The following is a 23,957-nucleotide window of genomic DNA, read 5'->3' on the forward strand; positions in this document are numbered from 1 at the left end:
TCGGTTCTACCACCTAATTAATAACGACGTTTGGTTTTGAAAAATGCAAGTAGTTGTTTTTGTTTACCAGCTTCAGTTAAAACATCGTGGCAGGCCTTACTGGCGTTGCCCACCCCCATCACATTTTGATCAACCATTTCTACAGTCGATGAGATATTTTTGGAAATATCTTCGGTCACGCTTGATTGCTCACTAGAAGCAGTGGCAACCACTGTATTGACGTTGGAAATCGCGTTGACGGAGGCTGAAATGCCATCGAAAGCGTTACGCACTTTTTCCGAGATAATTTGAGATTCATCCAACAAACTGGCATTAGCTTTCATATAATGGTCAGCTTTTTCCGCCTGAGACTGTAACTTTGAAATGATCCCCTGAATATCAACAGTTGATTGCTGGGTTTTAGCGGCAAGGGAGCGAACCTCATCAGCAACTACGGCAAAACCGCGACCCGCTTCTCCAGCCCTTGCAGCTTCAATGGCTGCATTTAATGCTAATAGGTTGGTTTGTTCGGAAATACTTGTAATAACGTCAATGACAGAGCCAATTTCAATCGAAAAGTCTTTCAATTGATTTACTATGGTGCCTGAATCTCGAATGGCCGTACCGATTTTTACCGAAATGTTATTGGATTCACCGAGTGATTTGTTACCCTCAGTGACATTCTCCATCGCTTCGCTGGCACTGGTTTCCGCCTCTGTTGCATTTCTGCTCACTTCTAGAGCTGTGCTGGACATTTCATTGAGTGCGGTCGCTATTTGTTCTACCTGAACCAGCATTTGTTTGGAATTATTCTCAACCTGATTCATGGTGGAGGCGAGTACTTCCGCCGAGGTGGCGGTATTGTTGGCAACGGTAATCAACTGTTCCGTCATTTCAGATATTTTATCTGCAGTATGATTGCAATCCTGAGCTAAGAAGCCTAATTCATTATTGCCGATATCGGTAATTCGATCGGTGAGGTCACCATTAGCGAGCTTGGCAATAAAATGTTGCACCGTTTTGATTGAAGTAATAATGAATTTTGAGATAACAATAGATGTAGTCAAAACTAACAGTGAAACAATAACTAAGATGGCTATCGTCATCTTGATGGATTCATCGTAAATCTCATCACCATAGTTGCTCGCTGCTTGGGCTCCTTTAGTATTTATATCTGATAATTGCAGCAATAAATCTGAGTATTCGTTGTAAGTTTTTAGTGATTCGGTCAGTAGTAGTTGTTTGGCATCCTCATTTTTATTTTCCCTTGATAAGATGAGGATCTTCTGCTGAGTGCTTAGGTATTCTTTGTATAGTTTATTGAAATTATTAAATATTAATTGTTCCTCATTGCTGCTAACCAGTTGTTGGTAAGAGCGGGCTGAATCGTCAATTTTCAATTTTATTTTTTCCAGCTCACGCTCAGTTTCCCGCATTTGATCATTATCTAGTGAAAGAATATGTCGGGATTCTAACACCCTTAAATCTGCAGTTTGACCATTTAGTCGCTCGATTACACGGACTGAAGGCAACCAGTTGCTTGATATAACTGTTGACTGCTCATTGATGACTTGCATTTTACTTATCGCCAACATAGCTAACCCAAGAATCGCAATTATGGGAATCGCAAAAGCTCCAAGTAAAAGATGAATTATCTTTAGATTACGCATTTAAACCCCGAAATGGTGATTATGCTTAAATTCACTTTGGTGGCGCCTACCTAATGTAGGCTTGTTACCTTCAATAGATATATAAGTCAGACTCCAAACTTTTGCTATGCCAACACAATTAATATTTTTAATCCCTGTGCCTAACAAATAAGGGTTGGCCGCCCGTAGCCGCGACCTTATCCCAAGTGTTGAACAAGCCAGTGCTAGTTACCACCAGATCGCATTTCGTTGATAAAGATAGGTAAACAAAAGGGAAGCCATGTAGCACACTCCTGTAGCACAGTTGTGTCAGACTCAAAAAGAAAAATGACCAAAAAATAATTAAATCATTGCTTTAAAAAACTGTGGGCGCGTCATTTGAATCTGTATTGTAACTGAGTTGATTAAGGCCATTGCTTTAATTTACAGATAAAAAAACAGCAAAGATTATGGTGCAAACTTCTTCTCAGATAACCAGTATGCTCGATGCCCTGAGTGTGGTTCATTGTCGACCCAGTAAGCACTTCAAAAAATCCCTTAAAAGGTCATCCTGGCCTTGATAGAGAAATGAAGTAAAAGTAAGGGGCAACCGATGGTTGCCCCTTACTTATGCTGTGATTTAAAAACGAACTATTTTATTGAGCTACAAGTTTTAAATTTCTTGCATTGTGCGCAAGACTTACGTTCCCTTTAGCGGCTTCCACTATGTAGTTACTCCACCAGCTCATCATCGGGCGTCTTCTTTCTAAAAAGTCAGTTCTGTTATATACCGTTCTAACTTGATTTGAGTCTACGTGTGCTAATGCCGATTCAATCAAATCTGGCTCAAAACCCTGTTCATTTAATGTTGTACTGGCTAGAGGGCGTAAGCCATGACTGACAAGCCGGTTCGCAAAACCCATACGCTTTAAGGCCATATTTGCAGTTTGGCTATTGCAGTGCTCTAGAGGATTGCGATCTGAAGGGAAGACATAAGGCCTGTGTCCACTAATGGGCTTCATTGTCTCAAGAAGTGCCAACATTTGCTCTGTCAGTGGGATTGTGTGAACTCGTCTTTTTTTCATTTTCTCAGCTGGAATAGTCCAAGTTTTTTCTTCGAAATTAAACTCATCCCAACGTGTCGAGGCGGCTTCAGAAGGTCTAGTCATAGTGTGTAATTGCCATTCAATTAGGCAACGAGTAGTACGTTTGATAGAAGCATTTGCTAGGGCTAACATGAGCTCTGGTAATTCTTCAGGTTTTAGCGTGGCCATATTTTCTTTTACCGGTTTTTTGAAACCGGCTTTTACTCCAACAAGTGGATTGGCAAAAATAAGTCCGCAGTTAACAGCAAATACCATGACTTCATTTAGGCGTTGAGTGAGCCTTTTCACTGTTTCCAAACTGCCTGAAGCCTCAATAGGGCGGAAAAGCTCAATAATCATCGGTGATGTGATTTTTGATATGGGCAAGGGCCATCCATTTAGCGCCACCAGTGTCAATATGTAGTAATGAAAACTTCATCGTATTTATTAAAAGCTGGCGTCGATTACCCTACAAATTGGGACGAATTTGTTGATTGGTTTCATGATGAACAATCTTGCACTAGCTACCTTTACGCACTTCGTTGGCCAAACGGATTCATTTGCCCAAGCTGTTCGAGCCATCAATCACCTTATCAGTTAAGTAATGGCAAGTTAAAATGTCATGCTTGCCGTTTTCAGTGTTCAGTAACATCAAGTACACTTTTTGACAAAACAAGAACCCCCATGAAAAGTTGGTTTGCAGCTGTCTGGTTTATTACAAATCAAAAGAATGGGGTCAGCGCTCTTGGAGTCCAAAGGCTATTAGGTCTTGGGAGTTATCAAACTGCTTGGTCTTTAATGCACAAGTTAAGATATGCCATGGTTGATCCTGAAAGAGATAAACTGTCCGGCATCGTAGAGGTTGACGAAACATTAATAGGTGGGGTCATTCCAAAATCATCTATTAAAAATCAACAGGGTAAGCGTAAAGCTATAGTTTTGGTGGCTGTTGAGCTGCTATCACCCTCTGGATTTGGGCGGATACGTTTAAGGCAAGTAGAAAGTGCAACTAAAGAACATATCCATCAATTCATTCAAGATGTAATAGAGCCTGGTAGCACAATTTGTAGTGATGGTTCTCAAGCATACAAGCAAATAGACAAAAAAGGATATAAGCATAATCGGATGGTGCATTTAGGTTCATCTGTACCTGCACATGAAACAATGGCTGGGGTGCATCGAGTCTCATCATTATGTAAAAGATGGCTTTTAGGTACGTATCAAGGTGCGGTAAAGGCTAAGCAACTTGATTATTATTTAGATGAATTTACATTTCGCTTCAACAGAAGAAAGTCAGATTCTCGGGGATTATTATTCTACAGGTTGCTTGAGCAAGCAGTGCGTTCTAAGCCGATAACGTACCAATCAATTAAAAATCGATAGAGGGCGTTCAAAATTCTGTGTCAGGCTAATTTTTAAATTTCCAGCACGCTATCTAAACGTCCTTCAAAATAAATCGCTAACTGTGATAAACAAAGGCTCCAATTGTGGATTGGCATGGTCCATTTATCTGAGGCGTTTAATATGCCTGCGTAAAGTAGCTTCAACAAGCTATTTGAGGGCGTTCAAAATTCTGTGTCAGGCTAATTTTTAAATTTCTAGCACGCTATCTAAACGTCCTTCAAAATAAATCGCTAACTGAGATAAACAAAGGCTCCAATTGTGGATTGGCATGGTCCATTTATCTGAGGCGTTTAATATGCCTGCGTAAAGTAGCTTCAACAAGCTATTTTCATTAGGAAAAGCACCTTTGGTTTTGGTGAGCTTTCTAAATTGGCGATGTACAGCCTCAACTGCATTGGTCGTGTAAATCACTTTCCTGATATGTTCTGGGTACTTAAAATAATGAGACAAATTATGCCATTTGCGACGCCAAGAGTTGATTACCAACGGATAAGCATCACCCCATTTGGCCTCCAGTTCGTCCAATGCCATCTCTGCGGCTTCTTTACTCACGGCTCGATACACAGGCTTTAAATCAGCCATAAACGCTTTCTGATTTTTTGAGGCGACATACTTCATTGAGTTACGGATCTGGTGGATAACGCATAGCTGTGTTTCCGTATGAGGAAAGATACTGGCTATGGCCTCAGGGAAACCGGTCAAGCCGTCAACACAGGCGATAAGAATATCTTTTACACCACGATTATTAAGATCGGTCAGTACGGATAGCCAGTAATTAGCGCCTTCATTTTCGGATAAGTGAAGCCCTAAAATTTCCTTTTTTCCTTTCATATTAAGCGCTAACAATGTGTAAACGGCTTTACTGACGTAACGCCCATCCTCTTTGACTTTATAATGTATCGCATCAAGCCAAACGATAGGATAATGGCTATCTAATGGGCGCTGTTGCCACGCTTTAAGTTCGGGGATGAGTTTGTCAGTGATAGCACTGACTGTTGCGTTAGACACATTGAGCCCATACATATCTTCAACATGTTGATTAATATCGCGATAGCTCATACCTATACTGAACATCGACAACACTTTACGTTCGATTTCATCGGTTAGTGTAGTTTGATTTTTCTTAATCAACTGAGGCTCAAAGGTGCCATTGCGGTCTCTAGGAGCGTCTAACTCAAAGTTACCGGACGGATGCTTAATGGTCTTAGGGGTTTTGCCATTTTTACGATTAGGCTGAGGATCATGCGCTAAATGCTGCTCAAGCTCAGCCTGGAGAGCCGCTTCAGTGAGTTGCTTGATCAGTGGGCCAAGAATGCTGTCTTTACCTGTGAGGCTTTTACCTGATTGCAGATCTTTAAGGGCTTGTTCGAAGTTAAAAGGTTGGGTCATGTGTCATTCCTGTTTTTGAATATTTTACTGAAATGACACAGAATTATGAACACTACCAATCGATAACCACAATATATAGTGGTTGGTCGTGCTAAGTGGATAGCCCTTATATGGGCATATCTTTGAGTTTGGGGAATACGTGACGCTCAAATGAGCGCCATATATCTGTTGCGTAATCAGCGGTCACACTGTGTTTTTTGGTCTCAATCCACTGAGATGCGACATTAAACAAGGTATGTTCGGTAATACTTTGTTCTTCTAATCGCTTTTGGCTTCGATGCTCTTTGGGATCAATTCCTTGAGCAACCAATGCTCGATTTTCGAGAGTCAATTGTCTTGCTTGAGCTAAAGATATTTCGGGGTAAGTACCCAATCCAATATTGATACGCGCTTTGGTTGTGGGATGACGATAGTTAAAGTTCCAGAGTTTAGAACCATTACATCTGACTCTGAGTTGCAGTCCATCCCCATCCGATAAGACCTTATCCTTGTCATCGGGTTTGATTGATTTGATTTCCTTATCACTAAGACGAGTCGCTCTGGCACACATAGACTATCTTCAAACCATTTAGGTATTCCAAATAATAGCGACATTTCGCTTGGAATACCATTTTGAATGCCAGAGTATATGGCAGTTAATGGACGTCTATGGATAGTAATATGGCGTAAGTTATTGATTTTACGTTGTTCAAGGTAAGAAAAAAGACGTCCTGAGACGTCTTCGTTCTTATATTTGGTGGGGCGGCGTCACCTGAATTGATTTTTTATATGTATGAATAATAATAATTTTATTTGATTTGAATTTTGATGATGTTACTTTTAGTGTTACTAAAGTAAATCCTAGACGTCATTACTGAAATTAACAACTATCAGGTCAGTTAAAGTGAGATTGGCTGTTATGTGTTTTGCTCGTTCGGTTTGTTCACTAGGTTGTGTAGTTTTGAGATTTTGTTTGCCAGTTTTTCACATGGTGGAGGATGTTACATGTGTACGGTACAAGCTACATTTTGCTGATATTGATAATTGCCAGATCTAAGATAAGAAATTGTGGATAGATCATTGTTGGGACAAATGACCTATAAGGCCGAATAGATATTATCTCAATGAGTCAAAGGGTTAGGGGACGTGACAAACGAATCTAACCTGTTAAGTCCGACTCAGGGTTGGTACACTTACATCATGACCAACTTAAAGCCAAACCAATGACTATCGAGCAGAGCCAGCATTTGCACCAACTAAACGCTTTAGCTGCAAGCCCTCCTGAGGTGGCGGTCTTGTGGCTGTATGGTTCGCAGGCGAAAGGAAATGCTAGCGAGCATAGCGATTGGGATTTAGCCGTCGCATTCGACCCGGTAAAGGCGGACAGTGTGCTTGATACTCGTATTAGAGCTGAACTGCTTGCTATGGATTGGCAAAGGGCATTGGGGCTAGCCGAAGGAAAGCTGTCTGTTGTCGATATTAATCTAGCACCTATCCCTTTAGCCTTCGGCATCATTAATGCCAACAAACTAATCTTTAGTCGAGATGAAGGTCGAAGAATGCAAGAAGAGTCACGCATTATGTCGCAAATGGAACTCGATTATTCAGCCCAAAACCACTTTATTATTTTGGATAATGCCTATATCACGTCATTGCGCTTAAGCCTTAGCCGGTATCAAGCCGAGCTTGGGGAATTGCGTCAATTACTCTGTCAGCGTCCACTATCGAATCTAGAAGAACGCGCCGCAGAGAGGACGTTACAGGTCTCTATTGAAGCTTGTATTGGCATTGCCAAGCATTGGGCTAAAGCACTGGCTGGACATAGCCCTCAGGATGCCTACCAAGCATTTGAGATCCTGTGTCAACGAGGAGCACAACCAGCTGATGAATTAAATGGCTGGCGTAAAGTGATAGGCCTGCGTAATGCACTGGTACATGATTATCTGAATATTGACCCTGAGATCATCCGCAGTGTGATCACACAAGGTTACAGCGATAGATTATTTATCTTTGCAGAGCAGGGTTTAGAGTGCTTATCACTGAATAGTGACTAAAATGGCGGCCCATCAGACTCTTATATAGAAATGAAAATTACTAAAGTGAACTTGTTTGCTTAAACTTTCAAGGTGTAGAGTGCTAACTCTTGACACATTACTAAAACCCACTTTAAGCATTTTTTTACACATGGTCACAATAAAAGGTTGAAAATATTCACAAGTTAAGCTATCTAGTGAGGGAAAATTTTAAAAAAAAATTCATTTTATCTGCTATTTCTGCTACTAATAGCAGAAATAGCAGATAAAATGGATGTGTCAATGCAAAAAATTGTAGTGTTATCGGATGTGAAATTAAATACTAGCGTAGATGAAGTTATACTGCATCTTTTGCAAGAAAATAAACCCGTTTTAATTAGTGCTCCTGTTAGTAAGAATATTTGGGCTGTCTATGAAAGGGATATTCATATAACTCATCTTATTAAATATCAGACAAGAGATCATGTTATACAACGAAAGGTTTCACGAGATAAATTTAAACGTAGTGAATTATTCAAATTTGCATCATTAGTTGAAAATGTAGAGTATCTTAGGTTAAGCAACGATGATTTAATCAAATTAATAAGAAATGGGATTGTTAGTTTGAGATTTGTAAGTGAACTTTATCTGAATGCTGAAAGCCTTGAACTTGAATTGATGAGTGGTGAACAGTATATAGAAAAATACGAAACACCTATTAATGCAAAAGATTTACGGATAAATTCTCAGTCTGATTTCTATGACTATAAGTACAATATTAAATTTTTCTTTACAAGAAAAAGCTTTAGATTTTTATCCAATACACATTTTATTGTAAATGAGCTAGAAGACTTACCAACTAAAATAGATTCAGTTTATGTTTTTGAACGTGATATTCTTTCATTTGTTAATCAAGATTTCGAACGAGAGATAGATATTCCTGACATTCCCGAAACAAGTCCTTACTATGTTAAAGATTTCCTAAGTAATAAATCCGATCTGGACCAATTATCTATCTTAGGCTTCCGTTACTATTGGGGGAAAACGGCTAATCCGCCCAAAGTTAAAGGATTGGTAGAGTTGATTATGAATCAACTCGGTTATGCTCCAAAAAAGGCAGAAGCGGCGGCTTTTTTTCTTAACCCTAATCCCGATGGCCTATGCGGTAAAGATAAAACCATTGCAGATGGTTGCCAGTTTCCATACTTAACTTACTGCCTTGAACGTTTTTGGGATGATCAGGAAAAATTTGATAAAAATATAACATCTAAAATAAAAGATTTTCTAGTGACAGAAGGTTTTAGCGTTGATAATGCCAAATATGCTGAATTATTTTTGAGACCGAGTAAATTTCTTAGGGGACCAAAAAAACGCATATAATACAATGGATAATGCAATTTAGGTGAGCAAAGGGGACCGTTTTTACCCCGTTTATTCATGCTTCATAACCATCTAATCTCAGGGTTGTAGACGTTTATTCACAACTCTGAGGACGATTATGAACACAACTCTCACAAGCAATTCCATTATTAGACTGAAGACCTTGGTTCAGCTTACAGGGCTTTCGCGTTCAACTATCTACGATAAACTCAATCCCAAATCCCCCAGGTTTGATCCACTTTTTCCGCGAAAAGTTTGTCTTGGCGCTCGTGCCGTAGGCTGGTACATGCAAGAAGTCGAACAGTGGCTGCAAGGTAGAAGATTTTGCTGATCTTAAAAAGTCACTAACTTATAGAATAGAGGTTAATTATGAATTTTTCTCGATATCCCAATTATTTTCCTATCTCGGATGGCAGTTTTCCAAATCTAAGTGCTGCTCCGTTAATGCGCGATGCTTTTTTTGAAACTTTTGAATCTGTTCAGGCTCCATATAGCATGATCGCGTTAGTTCAGCTAAGCACTATTTCAGCTGCTTTACAGGGGGCAGTTAATGTATCGCTCCCAATTAATAAAATATGTCCACCGTCAATCTTGGCAATTACGATTGCCGAATCTGGTGAGCGAAAATCAACTGTTGAAAACCAATATATGGAAGGGCTTAAGGCAGCACAAAAAGAATTATTGATAGAATACCGAAGCATACTTAATAAATATAAAATAGAAAAGGAAATTCACGATGAAGAAACAGTAAGGTTAAAAAGACGCCTATCAAAGGAAAAATATGATGAAAAATATGAATTAGCACTTAATGAATTGCAAGCACATCGTGATGCTGAACCTATAAAGCCAAGAGCACCAAAATTTCTTTATGAGGATGTGACTAAAGAAGCATTGCTTGTTGGCTTAAATGAAAACTTACCAAATGCTTTTCTAGCTTCAGATGAAGGTGGGGTTTTATTTAAAAGTCATATTATGCGAAATTCACCAATTCTTAATTCATTATGGGGTGGTGGAGATGTCGATATAAGTAGGAAGACATTAGAGTCTTTTGTGGTGTCTGGTGCAAGACTGACGATGCATATCATGACTCAATCGAGTGCATTGCAAAATTTTATTGCGCGGTCGAAAGATGACATGAGAGGGAACGGTTTTTTTGCTAGAGCTATAGTGGCTTTTCCTGTTTCTTTATGTGGCTACCGGCAAGTTAGTGAATATGAATATTCTAAGAAGGCGATTGAGAAATTTAACGATAGAATAAAGCAGTTACTATTAAATGTCATTGCTATGGAAGATTATAGGAACAGGATCACTGTCACATTCTCAAATGAAGCTAAAAATGTGTGGTTAGATATTGCTAATGACATCGAGATTAAAATGGCCCCTGGTGGCATGTATGAATGTGCAAAAGACCATGCATCCAAGTTGCCAGAGAACATTGCTAGGGTTGCAGCCTTGATCCATTGTTTCGAACATCCAGACAATTTTGAAATATCAGCACAATCCTTGTGGTTAGCCATTGAGTTGTTAAGTTATTTCTCAAGAGATTTTATGCGAGTCTTTTGTCCTCCACCTAAATATGTGCTAAATGCATTTGCGCTGTGCGAATGGCTGAACCCATTTATTGCTTCTGGAATAAGATACATGAGGAAAAATTATATTTTACAATGCGGTCCATACTGTATTCGTAAAAAAACCGAATTACAAGCCGCATTAGATTATCTAAAGCAAAGTAACAAAATGGAGGAAATTATGATAGGTAAGACTAGGGTAATAGATTTATTTTTCGGTCTAGAACCTGACAATGCTCAACTAGCTGAAAATCTGGCGCGCTTTTCATGAGCGGTACTGTTTACATCATAATAAATCGCTTTAATTTTTATTATACTATGCATATTAATTCAGAGTGACTATAACTGTTGGTTACAGTTAGTTTTATTGCATAAGTTTAAAATGTTGTTTTAATCTGGTTTATTTTAGATAGTTTTCATTTAGGGTGTTAATAGTATTATATCTGTGTTTTATATGTTGTTTGCTTAATTTTTTAATTTAGTTGTCTTGTGTGCTACATGGGTGTTTTTATTCATCGGAATTAGTTTATTAATTTCGATGAATAAAAACACCCTTAAAATAGTGATTGGGAAAGGAGAGTTAGATATGGGTACTGATTTTAATAGGAATTTAACGGTGCTAACAACACCTCAATATGATGGATTACACACACTTTCACTTAAGAATGGTACAATTGAAGAGTATTTATTTAACATTCGCTCAGTTATGGATTGCGTTGTGCAGAATTATTCAAAGGTATTTGCGGTAAGAGTTGATCTACGATTTCCTGATATGTTTGAATCAGGTGATACAGCAGTGATCACCCGTTTCTTCGAATCATTGAAAGCCCAGTTAAAAGCGGATTATCAGGCGAAACTACGAAACACAACTGACGGTCTGGTTCATGCTAGTGAGTTATTTTACATCTGGGTTAAAGAGATCAGCGGAAGGGATAAGTGTCATTACCATGTCTGTTTGTTCTTCAATGGCCATGCGTATAAAAGTTTAGGAAAGTTTGAATTGGATCGGGCTAATATGTATAACCGTATTCACAAAGCTTGGGCGAGTGCACTAAGGTTAGATATTTCCCATGTTCAAGGGTTGATCCATTTCCCAGAAAATGCTCAATATTTACTGTGCCGTAACCAAGCTGATTTCACTTACATTTACCAAGACTTGTTTAAAAGATTAAGTTATTTTGCTAAAACTGACACGAAAATTTATGGAAATGGCAATCACAACTTTGGTTGTAGTCGTGTCTCGGGTCGGTTACAAAGTTGGTGATTAACTTACTTAGCATGATTGCTGCTAGTACAAATAGGGACGTAAAGGGCAAGGGGCTCAAATCCCTTGCTTTTGTCTTTATAGAGAGCAGCAGTATATTAATAATTGCACATCCATGAGAAAACCTCTTTGCTGATGCATCTCTATCAATATCCGGCTTCTTTTTGGTGGCGGATACACAACACGGTCAATCGTTCGCCGCCATCATACTGGTACATTGCCAGATAGCCCGTGTCACCAAAGTCGATGAGCAGTTCCCTAAAGCTAAAGTCATTGTCATCGATAGGCCGACCAATGTCTGGATAGCTTTCCAGTTTTCTAATGGTATTGATTATGGCGCTGGCAGCCCGTTGTGCGGCAGGGGGATTTTTACTGCGAAGAAACTCACGTAAGCGTTCTAAATCACGTAATGCAGTGGCAGTGAAGACTATTTGTGGCATGTAGGGCTGCCTGTTCATTTTCACTTCCCCAGGACTCCAGCCAACTCACCACTTCGTCACCGGTGACATGCAAGCCTGATGTCTGGTGTTCTTCCCATGCGCGTAACGCTTCTTGCTGCAAAGCTTCGCGTTTCTCTTCTCTCTCAACATATTCACGGATCGCTTCACGCATCATCCAGTGTGATGAACGTTTACGGGTTTCCGCTAAATGCTCGACTCTGGCTTTAATATCGGCATCTAATTTAACCGACACGGGTTTGATTGTGCTCATCTGTGACTCCAAAAGTAATGCTTAGTACTACTAGGTAATACCTTAGCATAACGTGGTACAAAAAAATAATGATTACTCGGTTTACTTTTCTGCTCGAGCAACGCCATCAGCTCAAGGATGATAGAAGATAGTTTGTATCGCTTAACTGGGCACTAATGTTACGCCGTCATCACGCTAATCTTCAATCTAATCGCAATAAGGATAAAAACGATAGCGGCGACATGCCGCTATCGTTTATAGGGTTTGGCTAATGGCTGACTTAGCACTCAATACCGTCGCAGAAGCATTATGACCTTAACCAATGCCATGCATCGGCTATCAGCTCAGCACCGGCTTTTACACCATTGATGCCCACTTCTGCTGTCGTCAACACGGTGTTTAAGCCAGTTTCTATACTGCCGGTGACGAGTTTGATCCCCGCACCGGTCATCTCTCCTTGGCGTAAGCAAGTATAAGTTTCACCTAGAGTTTGGCTGGTGCCTTTTAGTAGGCATTCGGCAGGTTTAGCGACAAGATCTCCAGGCGTCCCTAGCAGCGTGTTGACGTTATCGGGTAGCCCTAGGTATTCGCCGGTCATTTTGATGGCGGTAGAGGTTAACACGACGTTTGCGACAGTCCCCGTGGCTAGCTTTGAAGCACTGCTCCCCAGTAAGCCAGCTCTGGCAGAGCCTTGCAGCGCAATGTGGGTAAGATTACTGACTTGATTAGAGGTGCTGCTCCCTTCTAAGCATTCATTAACGAAGTGCTCACAATTGTTGGTAGCTACGCCGTATGGGCTGTGACCCAGCTGACTGCGTGCAAGCTCAATGGCTTGATGAGGAAACAGCGTGGACTTCTTTACTCTAACGCTATGGCCACCGGCAAATTGCTGCAGGTTGATTTCTTCGATGATGCCCTGTTTAGATAAGTGGATCACATGGCCATGACCCACATACAGGCCATGGTGTTCGGTTAAGCCAAGCGGATCGATATTGGTGACCAGATGATCACCGGGTTGAAATGTATACATGGTATGGACTCCAAGAAAAACAACGCAGATACCCCTAGGTCGCATCTGCTAATGGGTTGAATAGGGCGTGCTGATTGACTCAGATTTCCAGCTCGACAAAGTCCTTATCGATTTGCTGCTGAGTAATGCCGATATAACGCAAGGTGACCGCTTCCGATTGATGCCGCAGCATGCGCATCACCCGACCAATGTCTTTGCAGGCTTGATATAGGTGATAGCCGCGGGTCTTACGCATCGAGTGGGTGCCCAAGGCTAACTTGATATCGTCACCGACAAAGGCAAACGCTTTGGCGACTGCACGCCGTGTCAGCGGTTTCGCGGGGGCCTGCCGGTCTTTGGCTTGGCTCGAGCGGTGGGATTGGAACAGGTAGATATGTTCAGGGTGACGCTGGTGGATCGCCTCAATCAACGCCAGTGTCTTCGGGTTGAGCTTGATGCTGGCGCGTTTACCGGTCTTTTGCTCGATGATGCTTAAGCGATCGCCGTCGATATCGCTGAACTTGATCGCCAGTAAGTCTGAGATCCTAAGGGCCAGGTTAAGACCGATATTCCAGACATCCGCCATCTGCTGACCAAAGTGACGTTCGAGCAGGTAACTGATAAGCTTGATGGTGTCGCGGTTCTTGACCGCCTCGACTTCGTTCATGCTGGGTTCCCTCAATTAGCTATGTGATGAATGTGGGCACCAGCACATCGCAAACCCGCATGGGGCCTGCATTGCTTGGTTCCCAAAATACCTTTGTGGGCACCAAGTTCAGTCGGCGCTAACCTGAACCTGGTACACCTCCATCTCGACGTAGTTGCAGAAGTTCTCCAGCAGCAGCCGTACCTGGCTGTCGGCATGCTCGAGGTAACAGCGGCCAAAGAAGCTGTTGTAGACCTGCTTCTCCTGAAACAGCACTTCCATTTCTTTCTCAAGCTCTGGAAAGGGCCCGCCGCAGTAAGCAAAGTCAGTGAAGTAATTGAGATACCAGCAATCATCTTGGCGGTAGAGATTGATCTCCACTGGGTGATAACCGCCGCTCTCATAGCTGTAGTCGGGATCGCGGTAGTTAAAAGTGACGCTGTTGAGGTCAGGGTGATTGAGTGCTCCCAGTTGCCGTTCTAATAATTCATAGAAAGGCTCTGGCAGTGGCAGGATAGTTTCGCGGTGTATTTTCATGGTGGACTCCAAACAAAAAGCCCGCGAACGACAGGCGTTGCGGGCGAGGTTGGTTGTTAACGACAGGGCTTGTCGCAATGAATTAGACTGATTAGCTCGGGAGTGATGCGCTTGGCCCGTTGAATGCGTTAGGACTGAAAGCGCTAGAATCGTTAGGATGCTCGCGTGAAATGACGGCGAGGCGGGTCAATCCAAACTCACTTCCACTTGATAGACTTCCATCTGGTAGTAACTGACAAAGTTATCGCTGAACAACTTAATCAGCCCCTGTGATTCCCGCTCCCCAATCCAACCGCTAAACAGGCTATAGACCTGCTTGCTGTTAAAGCAGATATCGATGTCTTTAACCAGTTCAGGGAAGGGATGACCGCGAAAAGCAAAGTCGGTGACGTACACTAAACGCCAATGTTCTTGCTGTTTCTCTAGTCGTACTTCGACGGGATGAAAGCCACCCGCTTCGGCGCTGTAGTCTGGGTCGCGAAAATTAAGGGTGATGGCGTTGGCATCTTTTGGATCGACGTTGGCCAGTTCCTTTTCAATCACTTGGTAAAAACGATCAGGCATCGCTGGCTGTTGGTTACGCTTGATGGTTAATGTCATGGGATATTCCTTGTTTGATTTACGTGCATATGCAAGAGCCAAGGCGCAGTCACGCCTTGGCTCTTGTTGTCTATGCGGTTTGGTTTATGAATCGGGTGTAGGCAAAGCGCTGCTTGCTTGGAGTCTTACTCACGGCAAGATGCTTACGGTTAGGGGATTGGTACAGGCTTACGAGCTAGAACAAGTTATCGAGTGATGGTGAGGTTGCTGGTGGTCAGTGGTTTAGCTTTGGTTTGATAAATCGCAATATACAAATAACCGTGACTGCCAAGTGTGTCGGCCTCACAGGTAAAGCCAGCGTGTTCAATGCTAACGCAGTGCTGCTCTGTGGTATCAATCTCGCCGGTGGCCACCAGCCGCTCAAGCTGTTTAACCATAGCGGGAAAGGCCTCGACAAATTGTTGTTTAATGGCTGGTGGAAACTCACCAACAAAGCTTGCGCGGTCATGGAGATAATCCAAATGCAGGCCGCGTAAAATCAGCCTTGCACCAAAGCGGGGAGACACTTTACGGGGCAAGCCCCAGGCGTGCTCAATATCGAAAAGTTTTAGGGTTGTCATAGTGACCTCAATGGTTGAAGGATCAAACTAAGGGAATGGCTTGCTTGTTAGCGGACTAGCGAGAGCGGTGATAAATACCTAGGCGAGTACAAACGGTGAATACAGCTAGCTAGTGAGCTGGATATCGGGTAGGTAAAGGTCTTTAAGTATGCACACTCCAATTAGGCTGTTCATTACTGCCATGGTTAAAGTACACACCGTTGATCACCCGCTGCCATTCACCTGTTGGCACACCATAACTGTCACAGGGGCAAACATAGCGGCAAAAGGCTATTTCCTTGGGTAAGTGTTCAACCACATCACGGTGAAACACACTCAATACGGTTTTATGCAGCAGTGGATTAGGTGCCACAATCGGCTTACCAATCACTTGGCCCATGGCATTAAGTGGCCGTACAAACATCGGCAAAATTAGCTCAACTGCTAAGCGGTTACGCAGTTCAGGAAACGCGGCGCAGGCTTCGGCAACACAGGCCTGTGAAAAGCTGTCGGTAAATTCAATCATGATGGACTCCTTAAGAAGGTGTGGCCGGTTTAAACGCTGGCTAGAGTAAGCCGCGCTCGGCGAAGGACACGCAGGTATCGGCGACAACGATATGGTCCAAAACGGGTACATCGATGGTGGCCAGCGCCGCAATAAGGCGCTCGGTGATCCGTCTATCTGCGCTTGAGGGTTCGGCGCAGCCGGAAGGATGGTTGTGGGCGAAAATCACCGCAGCAGCATTACATAGCAAAACAGCTTTAACTACTTCTCGCGGATAAACACTTGCACTGTCAATTGTGCCAAAGAACATCTCGTTGAATTCAATCAGTCGGTGCTGACTGTCGAGCATCATCACCGCAAACACTTCACGTTGATGCTGGTGGAGCTTAAAGCGCAGAAAATCCATAGTTGCTTGCGGGTTACAAAAGGCATCGCCTCGCACAAAGCGCTCGGCGACGATACCTGCTGCGGTTTCTAAGATTTGCGATGAGGTTTGTGACCAGCTATTGCTGGGTAGGGTGATCACTTTGTGCATAGCGCCTCCAAAGGTTGCTAAATGGGTATATGCAAGGGCTATCCACTTAGCACGACCAACCACTATATATTGTGGTTATCGATTTTTAATTGATTGGTACGTTATCGGCTTAGAACGCACTGCTTGCTCAAGCAACCTGTAGAATAATAATCCCCGAGAATCTGACTTTCTTCTGTTGAAGCGAAATGTAAATTCATCTAAATAATAATCAAGTTGCTTAGCCTTTACCGCACCTTGATACGTACCTAAAAGCCATCTTTTACATAATGATGAGACTCGATGCACCCCAGCCATTGTTTCATGTGCAGGTACAGATGAACCTAAATGCACCATCCGATTATGCTTATATCCTTTTTTGTCTATTTGCTTGTATGCTTGAGAACCATCACTACAAATTGTGCTACCAGGCTCTATTACATCTTGAATGAATTGATGGATATGTTCTTTAGTTGCACTTTCTACTTGCCTTAAACGTATCCGCCCAAATCCAGAGGGTGATAGCAGCTCAACAGCCACCAAAACTATAGCTTTACGCTTACCCTGTTGATTTTTAATAGATGATTTTGGAATGACCCCACCTATTAATGTTTCGTCAACCTCTACGATGCCGGACAGTTTATCTCTTTCAGGGTCAACCATGGCATATCTTAACTTGTGCATTAAAGACCAAGCAGTTTGATAACTCCCAAGACCTAATAGCCTTTGGACTCCAAGAGCGCTGACCCCATTCTTTTGATTTGTAATAAACCAGACAGCTGCAAACCAACTTTTCATGGGGGTTCTTGTTTTGTCAAAAAGTGTACTTGATGTTACTGAACACTGAAAACGGCAAGCATGACATTTTAACTTGCCATTACTTAACTGATAAGGTGATTGATGGCTCGAACAGCTTGGGCAAATGAATCCGTTTGGCCAACGAAGTGCGTAAAGGTAGCTAGTGCAAGATTGTTCATCATGAAACCAATCAACAAATTCGTCCCAATTTGTAGGGTAATCGACGCCAGCTTTTAATAAATACGATGAAGTTTTCATTACTACATATTGACACTGGTGGCGCTAAATGGATAGCCCTTGTATATGCACAGGGGTGATATATATCTGAAACGATTTCGAGATTGGAGTGCTATGGGATATCGGTAAAAAATACCGAGGAACTATTTACAAATATACTGATGACGGTCTTTTCTCTAAGACTGTCTCGCTAGGCAATAGGCCTGTTTCATGTGGCGAAAGTGATCACTAGCTTGAAAAACGCTACTATCGCACTGGATACAGTTCACTGTATCTGGCACAATCATTTTCAGTAGAATCTGCGCAGTAACTATCTAGTGAGCCTTAAAAAATCGTTAGTGATATCTTAAAAGTTAATCAGTTTGTTAGACGTTGCTCTCTTTCTCTATACCGTGGTTAAAGAGAAGAGAGAAATTGATTTTAATTTGTTACCTGGAAATGGGCCGATTGCGGTGTCGTGGCGATAAAATAGCCGCATATGACGCGCGCAACATTGTTAGGCCTACTAAGTGAACTAGCTCTTCTAATCAACATTGACAGCGTAGAGGCGACACTTAAATTAATATACGTCAAACCTATAATGGTATTTGATCTGATTATTGGTGTTCAAGTGATTAATTTTGAAAGTTTTGAATAGGGTAAGTTTGATAAAAGTGTGTTGCAGCATGCAACTGAAAGCACTCATTAGGTGAATCCATTTTCAGGTTTATTATTTTTTAGTTTTATTAAACAGTCTCTTAAGTTTTGACTGTAAACAGGGTTACCGAAAAATGACAACGGACAACGATAAAAAACAACAAGAAGTACTCGCCATTGAAGATGGCATGATGCTGGATTATCTAACCAATAACCCCATCAAAGAAACACCAAAAGAGCTGGTACGTCAAAAAACCTTGCGGGCTTTGTTCCATGAATACGGCCTCAGTGCTGAAGATATGGCATTGGATTTCAATACCACTGTAGGTGGCAAGCGCAAGAAAATTGATATCGCTATTTTTGAACATGGCGCTGAACATCTCTCTGAAAACATACGCCGTATTGTTATCTGTGATAAAGAGCCGATAAAGGGCAAAAAATCAGCAGTAAAAATGCGTGATCACGACCAAGCGCAGAAAGATCTTCAATTGATGGAAGACATGATGCGTGAACAGGTTGGTGATAAATATGTACTAGAAAAGTGTCACTGGGGTTTATGGACTAATGGAATCGAATTTTTCTTTGTTGAAAAAGAAGAATCGCGTTTCGATACCAAATTTAACGCAGTTGGCGATTGGCCATTAGCAGATGAAACGCTTGGTAGCCGAGATGTTGCGTCAAACGCACAGCTACGAACCGCTGACCGTGAGATGCTACTCACTGCGTTCCGTCGTTGTCACAATTTTATTCATGGCAACGAAGGGATGCCGAAAGATGCGGCATTCTGGCAGTTCTTATATCTTATTTTCTCAAAAATGTACGATGAGCGTATAGGCAATCGTGACCGAGAATTCTGGGCATCGCCAACAGAGCAATTTGACGATGAAGGCCGTAAGAAAATCAGAGCGCGTATAAACCCTTTATTTGAAAAGGTAAAGAAAGCTTACCCAGAAATCTTCTCAGGTAATGAAGAGATTATATTGTCTGACCGGGCGTTAGCATTCATGGTGTCTGAGCTGGCCAAGTACGATTTTACCCGAACTGAAATGGACGCTAAAGGCGCGGCCTATCAAGAAGTGGTAGGTGATAACCTTCGTGGTGACCGTGGTCAGTATTTTACTCCGCGTGGTGCGATTAAACTCATTGTAGAAATGATGGCACCACAACCACACGAAAAAGTGTTGGACCCGTCATGTGGTACAGGTGGTTTTCTTGAGCAAACTTTAAGCTTCATTAACAGAAAGCTTTGTGAGGAGGAAGAAGTCAAATTAGGGGCTGAAACCACAGAAGAGTTTATCTCTATTCAGCAGCAAATTAAAAAGTTTGCCGAAAACAATCTGTTTGGTTGTGACTTTGACCCTTTCCTGTGCCGTGCATCGCAAATGAACGTGGTGATGGCCAGTAATGCCATGGCTAACATCTACCATATGAACTCATTGGAATATCCGCACGGACATTTGAAAGGTGTTGAACCTGCCAAGAGCAAGATCCCTGTTGGTGATTCAAGCGGTAAAGACGGTAGCATTGATGTCATATTAACTAACCCGCCGTTTGGATCAGATATCCCAGTTACCGACAAACAGATTCTAGAGCAATACGACCTTGCCTATGTGTGGGAGCGCACTGAAAACGGCGGCTTTAGAAAAACAGAGCGCCGTAAAGATGCAGTATCCCCCGAAATTCTGTTTATAGAGCGCTGCGTGCAGTGGCTTAAGCAAGGAGGTCGTATGGGTATCGTGTTGCCTGACGGCATTCTAGGTAATCCCGGTGATGAATATATTCGCTGGTGGTTAATGCAAGAGTGCTGGGTGCTTGGTTGTGTCGACTTACCTGTAGAGTCATTTATCGTTGAAGCTAACGTAAATATCTTAACTAGCCTGCTGTTCTTGAAAAAGAAAACTGATACTGAAAAAGATGCTATTGCCTTTGGTGGAGAACCAGAATACCCGGTATTTATGGCGGTAGCAGAAAAGGTAGGCTTCGATCGCCGTGGCAATACACTCTATGAGCGCCACCCAGACGGTGAAGAAAAAGTTATTGAAGAAGACGTTGAAGAGCGTATTCGCATCAACGGTCAAAATGTGGTGCGTAAACTGAAGCGTCGCAGCAAAATTTTAGATGACGATCTACCAAAAATTGCTAAAGCCTGGAAAGAGTTTCGGGCTAACAACCCGGAGCCATCGGTATGATTACGCGAATAGAGGCCTACAAATACCGCTGCTTTAATACGCTGGATCTCGCCTTAGAGCAGCAGCATGTCTTTGCAGGCTCTAATGGTTCAGGTAAAACAACGTTACTTGATATCCCAGCTTTGTTTGGTGATTTACTGAATATGTCGGATATAAACGATGCGTTCTTTAAACCCACCAATGGCAGAGAACGTGCTCGCGCAGAATCAGCCAAAGAAGTTGTTCATCAGCTTCGAGGCGAGTACTTTATCTTGGCACTGGAAGTGAGCTTGCCTCCTTCGATTATTGAAGAACTGTTAAGAGGCGCTAGCGATGCTTGGCAGAGTAAGTTTCAGAAAAGTGAACTAAGGCCTGATACCGCGCGATACGAAATATCGTTCAGAATCAACCAAGATAAATTTCAAGTTACAGAAGAGCACTTAACGCTTTTTCCTAATAATGAGTTGCGCCCAGAACATGGCATGGGGCTTATTGGCGTAGATGATTTCAGGCGTAGTGCGCCTTGGTTTAAGGTGTTATCGCGCAGTTTAGGTACCAAGGTTAAATACCAGGCAGAGTATCAAGCTGGAAAATCGTCCATCCTTGAATTTGGCCTACGAGATAACCAATTGGCTTTGGCCGCGCTACCTGCTGACCATGATTTATACCCCGCAGCGCTATGGCTTCAAGAGTTTCTTATTCAAGGCTCACATTGCTACGAGCCACAATGGCCTGCAATGCGATTAGCTGCATCGCCAAGAGATAAGCACGCCTTTAAAGCGGACGGGAGTAGTTTACCTTGGCAAGTACATGCCTTGCAGCAGAGCGATCCCGAAGGCTTAAACGAATGGCTAGAGTTGGTGCAAATGGCACTGCCCTCTATTGCCAAAATTGTAGCCAAGCAGCGTATCGATGATAGCTTTTGTTACCTAGAAGTAACCTATAGCAACGGCATGGTAGTGCCTTCGAGCGGCTTGTCGCACGGTACTCTGCATATCTTAGCGTTGACCATTATTCCGTATTTACAAAATGCACCTAAGATCATCACCTTAGAAGAGCCTGAAAACGGTATTCACCCTAAGGCAATCGATGCGGTGTTAGAAGCGTTAAAGCTCACCTCTGATACGCAACTGTGGCTGTCAACTCACTCCCCCGTTGTGCTCGCTAATACCGAAGTAGAGCAAATCATTACCATGCGCTTTAACCAAGACGGCGCAACCGAAGTATTAAAAGGCCATGAACACCCCCGCCTAAAAACATGGAAGGGCGAAGTGGATTTAGGAACTCTATTTGCGGCCGGAGTGTTGGAATAATCATGAGAGATATTGTTTTTTTAGTAGCCGACGGTGAAATGCAAGCCACCGTAGAAGGCTTTTTCGAAAATCCGGCGTTTGATAAACGACTGCAATGCGCCAGATTTGAATTCGACACCAAGCAAGATTTAATCAAACACCCAAGAAAAGATCCGGGTGTATATCAGGATGGTCATAACCTACTGAAAAGCTACATAGCTACCCATAACTACGCCGTTGTCATGGTTGATTTTGCGTTTAATGACAACCTACAAACAATTGATTACCAGCAGTTCTGTGAAAAGATTAAAGCCAATATGCGTGTCGCAGGTTGGCCTAACGAGCGTTTTTTTGTCATGGCAATTAACCCAGAGTTGGAAGTATTAATGTGGCAAGCAGATACCAGCCGCATCGAACATATTTTTGATTACCCAAGAGATAGAGGCGCAGGCACCCTAAGAGCTTGGCTGCAAGCTAAAAATCTTTGGGATGCCGGTGCACCTAAACCTGCCGATCCTAAAGCAACAATTGATGCGGTAAGAGGCCAAAACTGGGGGCGGAAAAAGACCCACTCGCAGCTCTTTAAGCGCATTGCCAAAGAGGTGTCTTTTCGTGGTTGTGCAGATGAGTCGTTTAATGGCTTATTGCAACAGATTCAAACTTGGTATCCGAGGATTTACGCATGAGAATAAAAACCATACCAAGTATTTGGCTTAGTGATGAAGGGCGACGTCTTGATTGTGGCCCTTATATGACAGGAGCTAAAGAGGCGAAAAAAATAATTGACGACTGCTTATTGCCTAAGAAGGAATTAAAAGACTTTTTAGTAAATAGAGCTAAAGGTGCTTTTCATGCAGGGAGAGAAGGCCGAGTTTGGGTAAAGGAAGAACGTTATGGCGTTCCTTTCATGGGAAGTGTGGATATTATCCAGGCTAATTTAGATAGATTACCTTTGATATCCAAAGAACAAGTAAGTCGCAAACCATTATTTAAGGTTTTCAAAGATTGGGTTCTGATCACTAGGTCTGGAACTATCGGGAGAATGACTTTAGCTAGACAGGAAATGGATGGTCACGCTTGTTCAGAGCATGTTATGAGAGTCGTTCCTAATCCAGAGAAAGTATCCCCTGGATATCTGTACTGCTATCTGAGAAGTAAGTTCGGTGTTCCTCTTGTAGTTAGTTCTACGTACGGAGCAATTATTCAGCATATTGAGCCTCATCACGTAATTAATTTGCCTGTCCCAATTGTTGATAAGCAACTTGAGGAAAAAGCGCATGAGCTAATAAACAAGTGTGGTGATAACCGAACTGAATCTAATGCATTATTGAAAAAAGCTGGGCAGCTTATCAACGAACATTTTAGTTTTCCAAATAAACTCGCCTTATCTCATCGCATTTTTACTCATTCAGCAGCTTCATCGTCGTTAGTTCAAAAACGTATGGATGCAACTTATCACGATCGGGTTGCCCAGATGAGTGATGACTTGGTTGAACAGGCTGGCGCAGAGAAAACGTTGGCTGAGTTAGGAGTGAACACCGGCGAATCAGGTCGAATGAAACTGGTTTTCACCGAAAGTGATCATGGGGTTCCCTTTACAACGAGTGGTGAAATTTTTCGGGCCCGTTACGAACCACAACGGTTTTTAGCAAAATCAAAGTTAGGTGATGTTGCAGATTGGGGTGTACGACAAGAAGATATTCTATTGGCTCGAAGTGGGCAAGTAGGCGGCATTATTGGCACAGGTGTTTGGGCTGATTCCCGCTTTGAAAACGCAGCAGTGTCAGTCGACGTGATAAGAATTAAAGCTCAAGAATCAGAGGTTTTACCTGGTTATCTGTATGCCTATCTTATGTGTACGGATGTCGGTTACAGACAACTTATTCGGTCAGCTGCTGGAAGCTCAATCCCACACTTATCTTCCGACGATGTTTTGAAACTAAAACTTCCTCGTATGGGGACTGCGGAAGAAAAAGCAGTACATGAGCTAGTTCAAAAAGCAGGTGAGCTGGCTGCAGAAGCACAGAAGCTCGAAGATGAAGCAGTTAAAATGGTCGAAGACGCAATAGAAGCAGCAGCACCAAAGCATTAAGGAGAGGTT

The 23,957-nt window shown here is 42.4% G+C and carries 25 protein-coding genes and 1 pseudogene; 11 read left to right on the forward strand and 15 right to left on the reverse strand.

Translation table 11 applies throughout. The features are described 5' to 3' along the window. Positions 1-17: 17 nt before the first annotated feature. Entirely contained in the window at positions 18-1,649 is a 1,632-nt protein-coding gene (locus SO_RS06660; RefSeq protein ID WP_011071635.1) for a methyl-accepting chemotaxis protein, read from the reverse strand. Positions 1,650-2,263: 614 nt separating this feature from the next. Then, a pseudogene (locus tag SO_RS06665) lies at positions 2,264-3,076 on the reverse strand (tyrosine-type recombinase/integrase); the annotation flags it as partial. Between the two features lie 42 nt (positions 3,077-3,118). Between SO_RS06665 and SO_RS06670 the strand changes: the two are divergent. Then, positions 3,119-4,075 (forward strand): IS1595-like element ISSod11 family transposase, encoded by a 957-nt coding sequence (locus tag SO_RS06670; RefSeq protein WP_011071113.1) that lies wholly within the window; start codon positions 3,119-3,121, stop codon positions 4,073-4,075. Positions 4,076-4,107: 32 nt separating this feature from the next. Here SO_RS06670 and SO_RS23375 read toward each other — a convergent pair whose 3' ends face one another. The 3 genes from SO_RS23375 to SO_RS06680 form a co-directional block, all read right to left on the reverse strand. After that, entirely contained in the window at positions 4,108-4,242 is a 135-nt protein-coding gene (locus SO_RS23375) for a hypothetical protein (protein WP_274544415.1), read from the reverse strand. Positions 4,243-4,282: 40 nt separating this feature from the next. After that, complete coding sequence (locus tag SO_RS06675) at positions 4,283-5,485, reverse strand: IS256-like element ISSod4 family transposase (protein ID WP_005054087.1); 1,203 nt, start codon at positions 5,483-5,485, stop codon at positions 4,283-4,285. A 106-nt stretch (positions 5,486-5,591) separates the two neighbouring features. Beyond that, positions 5,592-6,035, reverse strand: a complete 444-nt coding sequence (locus tag SO_RS06680) for an integrase arm-type DNA-binding domain-containing protein (protein WP_164925652.1) — start codon at positions 6,033-6,035, stop codon at positions 5,592-5,594. Positions 6,036-6,687: 652 nt separating this feature from the next. On the opposite strand from SO_RS06680, the gene hepT reads away from it, so the two are divergent. From hepT to SO_RS06705, 5 genes are all read left to right on the forward strand, one after another. Then, on the forward strand, positions 6,688-7,518 hold the full coding sequence (gene hepT, locus SO_RS06685) for a type VII toxin-antitoxin system HepT family RNase toxin (protein ID WP_164925653.1): 831 nt from the start codon (positions 6,688-6,690) through the stop codon (positions 7,516-7,518). A gap of 261 nt (positions 7,519-7,779) precedes the next feature. Further along, a complete protein-coding gene (locus tag SO_RS06690) occupies positions 7,780-8,856 on the forward strand; it encodes a hypothetical protein (protein WP_011071637.1) in 1,077 nt (358 codons plus the stop codon). A 118-nt stretch (positions 8,857-8,974) separates the two neighbouring features. After that, positions 8,975-9,187: a helix-turn-helix transcriptional regulator gene (locus tag SO_RS06695; RefSeq protein WP_011071638.1), complete on the forward strand. Its 213-nt coding sequence runs from the start codon at positions 8,975-8,977 to the stop codon at positions 9,185-9,187. Between the two features lie 38 nt (positions 9,188-9,225). Further along, a complete protein-coding gene (locus SO_RS06700) occupies positions 9,226-10,695 on the forward strand; it encodes a YfjI family protein (RefSeq protein ID WP_011071639.1) in 1,470 nt (489 codons plus the stop codon). 315 nt (positions 10,696-11,010) lie between these two features. Continuing rightward, positions 11,011-11,688 (forward strand): inovirus Gp2 family protein, encoded by a 678-nt coding sequence (locus SO_RS06705; protein ID WP_011071640.1) that lies wholly within the window; start codon positions 11,011-11,013, stop codon positions 11,686-11,688. 146 nt (positions 11,689-11,834) lie between these two features. Here the strand turns inward: SO_RS06705 and SO_RS06710 are convergent, their stop codons facing one another. The 6 genes from SO_RS06710 to SO_RS06735 all read right to left on the reverse strand — a co-directional run bounded on the left by SO_RS06710 (position 11,835) and on the right by SO_RS06735 (position 15,170). Continuing rightward, positions 11,835-12,128: a type II toxin-antitoxin system RelE/ParE family toxin gene (locus SO_RS06710; protein WP_011071641.1), complete on the reverse strand. Its 294-nt coding sequence runs from the start codon at positions 12,126-12,128 to the stop codon at positions 11,835-11,837. Beyond that, the gene (locus tag SO_RS06715) at positions 12,091-12,399 is read right to left on the reverse strand and encodes a CopG family ribbon-helix-helix protein (RefSeq protein ID WP_011071642.1); all 309 of its coding nucleotides are present in this window, start codon (positions 12,397-12,399) and stop codon (positions 12,091-12,093) included. The genes SO_RS06710 and SO_RS06715 overlap by 38 nt, the downstream gene beginning before the upstream one ends. A 286-nt stretch (positions 12,400-12,685) precedes the next feature. Continuing rightward, on the reverse strand, positions 12,686-13,408 hold the full coding sequence (locus tag SO_RS06720; protein ID WP_011071643.1) for a lecithin retinol acyltransferase family protein: 723 nt from the start codon (positions 13,406-13,408) through the stop codon (positions 12,686-12,688). Positions 13,409-13,487: 79 nt separating this feature from the next. Then, entirely contained in the window at positions 13,488-14,054 is a 567-nt protein-coding gene (locus tag SO_RS06725; protein WP_011071644.1) for a site-specific integrase, read from the reverse strand. Positions 14,055-14,162: 108 nt separating this feature from the next. Next, on the reverse strand, positions 14,163-14,570 hold the full coding sequence (locus SO_RS06730) for a DUF2787 domain-containing protein (protein ID WP_011071645.1): 408 nt from the start codon (positions 14,568-14,570) through the stop codon (positions 14,163-14,165). A 186-nt stretch (positions 14,571-14,756) separates the two neighbouring features. After that, positions 14,757-15,170, reverse strand: a complete 414-nt coding sequence (locus tag SO_RS06735; protein ID WP_011071646.1) for a DUF2787 domain-containing protein — start codon at positions 15,168-15,170, stop codon at positions 14,757-14,759. Between SO_RS06735 and SO_RS06740 the strand changes: the two genes are divergently transcribed. Then, positions 15,169-15,366, forward strand: coding sequence for a hypothetical protein (locus tag SO_RS06740; RefSeq protein ID WP_164925654.1), 198 nt, complete (start codon positions 15,169-15,171; stop codon positions 15,364-15,366). The two genes, SO_RS06735 and SO_RS06740, sit on opposite strands and share 2 nt — an antisense overlap. Here the strand turns inward: SO_RS06740 and SO_RS06745 are convergent. The 4 genes from SO_RS06745 to SO_RS06760 form a co-directional block, all read right to left on the reverse strand. Further along, on the reverse strand, positions 15,356-15,730 hold the full coding sequence (locus SO_RS06745; protein ID WP_011071647.1) for a type IV toxin-antitoxin system YeeU family antitoxin: 375 nt from the start codon (positions 15,728-15,730) through the stop codon (positions 15,356-15,358). The two genes, SO_RS06740 and SO_RS06745, sit on opposite strands and share 11 nt — an antisense overlap. A 142-nt stretch (positions 15,731-15,872) precedes the next feature. After that, positions 15,873-16,235: a hypothetical protein gene (locus SO_RS06750; RefSeq protein WP_011071648.1), complete on the reverse strand. Its 363-nt coding sequence runs from the start codon at positions 16,233-16,235 to the stop codon at positions 15,873-15,875. A gap of 40 nt (positions 16,236-16,275) precedes the next feature. After that, positions 16,276-16,749 carry a RadC family protein gene (gene radC / locus SO_RS06755; protein WP_011071649.1) on the reverse strand — a complete coding sequence of 158 codons (474 nt, stop codon included), beginning with the start codon at positions 16,747-16,749 and terminating at the stop codon, positions 16,276-16,278. A gap of 75 nt (positions 16,750-16,824) precedes the next feature. After that, positions 16,825-17,781 (reverse strand): IS1595-like element ISSod11 family transposase, encoded by a 957-nt coding sequence (locus tag SO_RS06760; protein ID WP_011071113.1) that lies wholly within the window; start codon positions 17,779-17,781, stop codon positions 16,825-16,827. Positions 17,782-18,530: 749 nt separating this feature from the next. Between SO_RS06760 and mads2 the strand changes: the two genes are divergently transcribed. Genes mads2 through mads5 form a run of 4 tightly spaced genes read left to right on the forward strand, consistent with a single transcriptional unit; the run spans position 18,531 to position 23,948 of the window. Beyond that, entirely contained in the window at positions 18,531-20,585 is a 2,055-nt protein-coding gene (gene mads2 / locus SO_RS06765; protein ID WP_011071650.1) for a methylation-associated defense system DNA methyltransferase MAD2, read from the forward strand. Further along, positions 20,582-21,877 carry a methylation-associated defense system AAA family ATPase MAD3 gene (gene mads3, locus SO_RS06770; RefSeq protein ID WP_011071651.1) on the forward strand — a complete coding sequence of 432 codons (1,296 nt, stop codon included), beginning with the start codon at positions 20,582-20,584 and terminating at the stop codon, positions 21,875-21,877. Before mads2 ends, mads3 begins: the two co-directional genes overlap by 4 nt. 2 nt (positions 21,878-21,879) lie before the next feature. Continuing rightward, the gene (gene mads4 / locus SO_RS06775) at positions 21,880-22,542 is read left to right on the forward strand and encodes a methylation-associated defense system protein MAD4 (protein WP_011071652.1); all 663 of its coding nucleotides are present in this window, start codon (positions 21,880-21,882) and stop codon (positions 22,540-22,542) included. Further along, a complete protein-coding gene (mads5, locus tag SO_RS06780) occupies positions 22,539-23,948 on the forward strand; it encodes a methylation-associated defense system restriction endonuclease subunit S MAD5 (RefSeq protein WP_011071653.1) in 1,410 nt (469 codons plus the stop codon). The genes mads4 and mads5 overlap by 4 nt, the downstream gene beginning before the upstream one ends. Positions 23,949-23,957 lie beyond the last annotated feature (9 nt).

This window comes from Shewanella oneidensis MR-1 (assembly GCF_000146165.2).
GTDB classification, from domain to species: domain Bacteria; phylum Pseudomonadota; class Gammaproteobacteria; order Enterobacterales; family Shewanellaceae; genus Shewanella; species Shewanella oneidensis.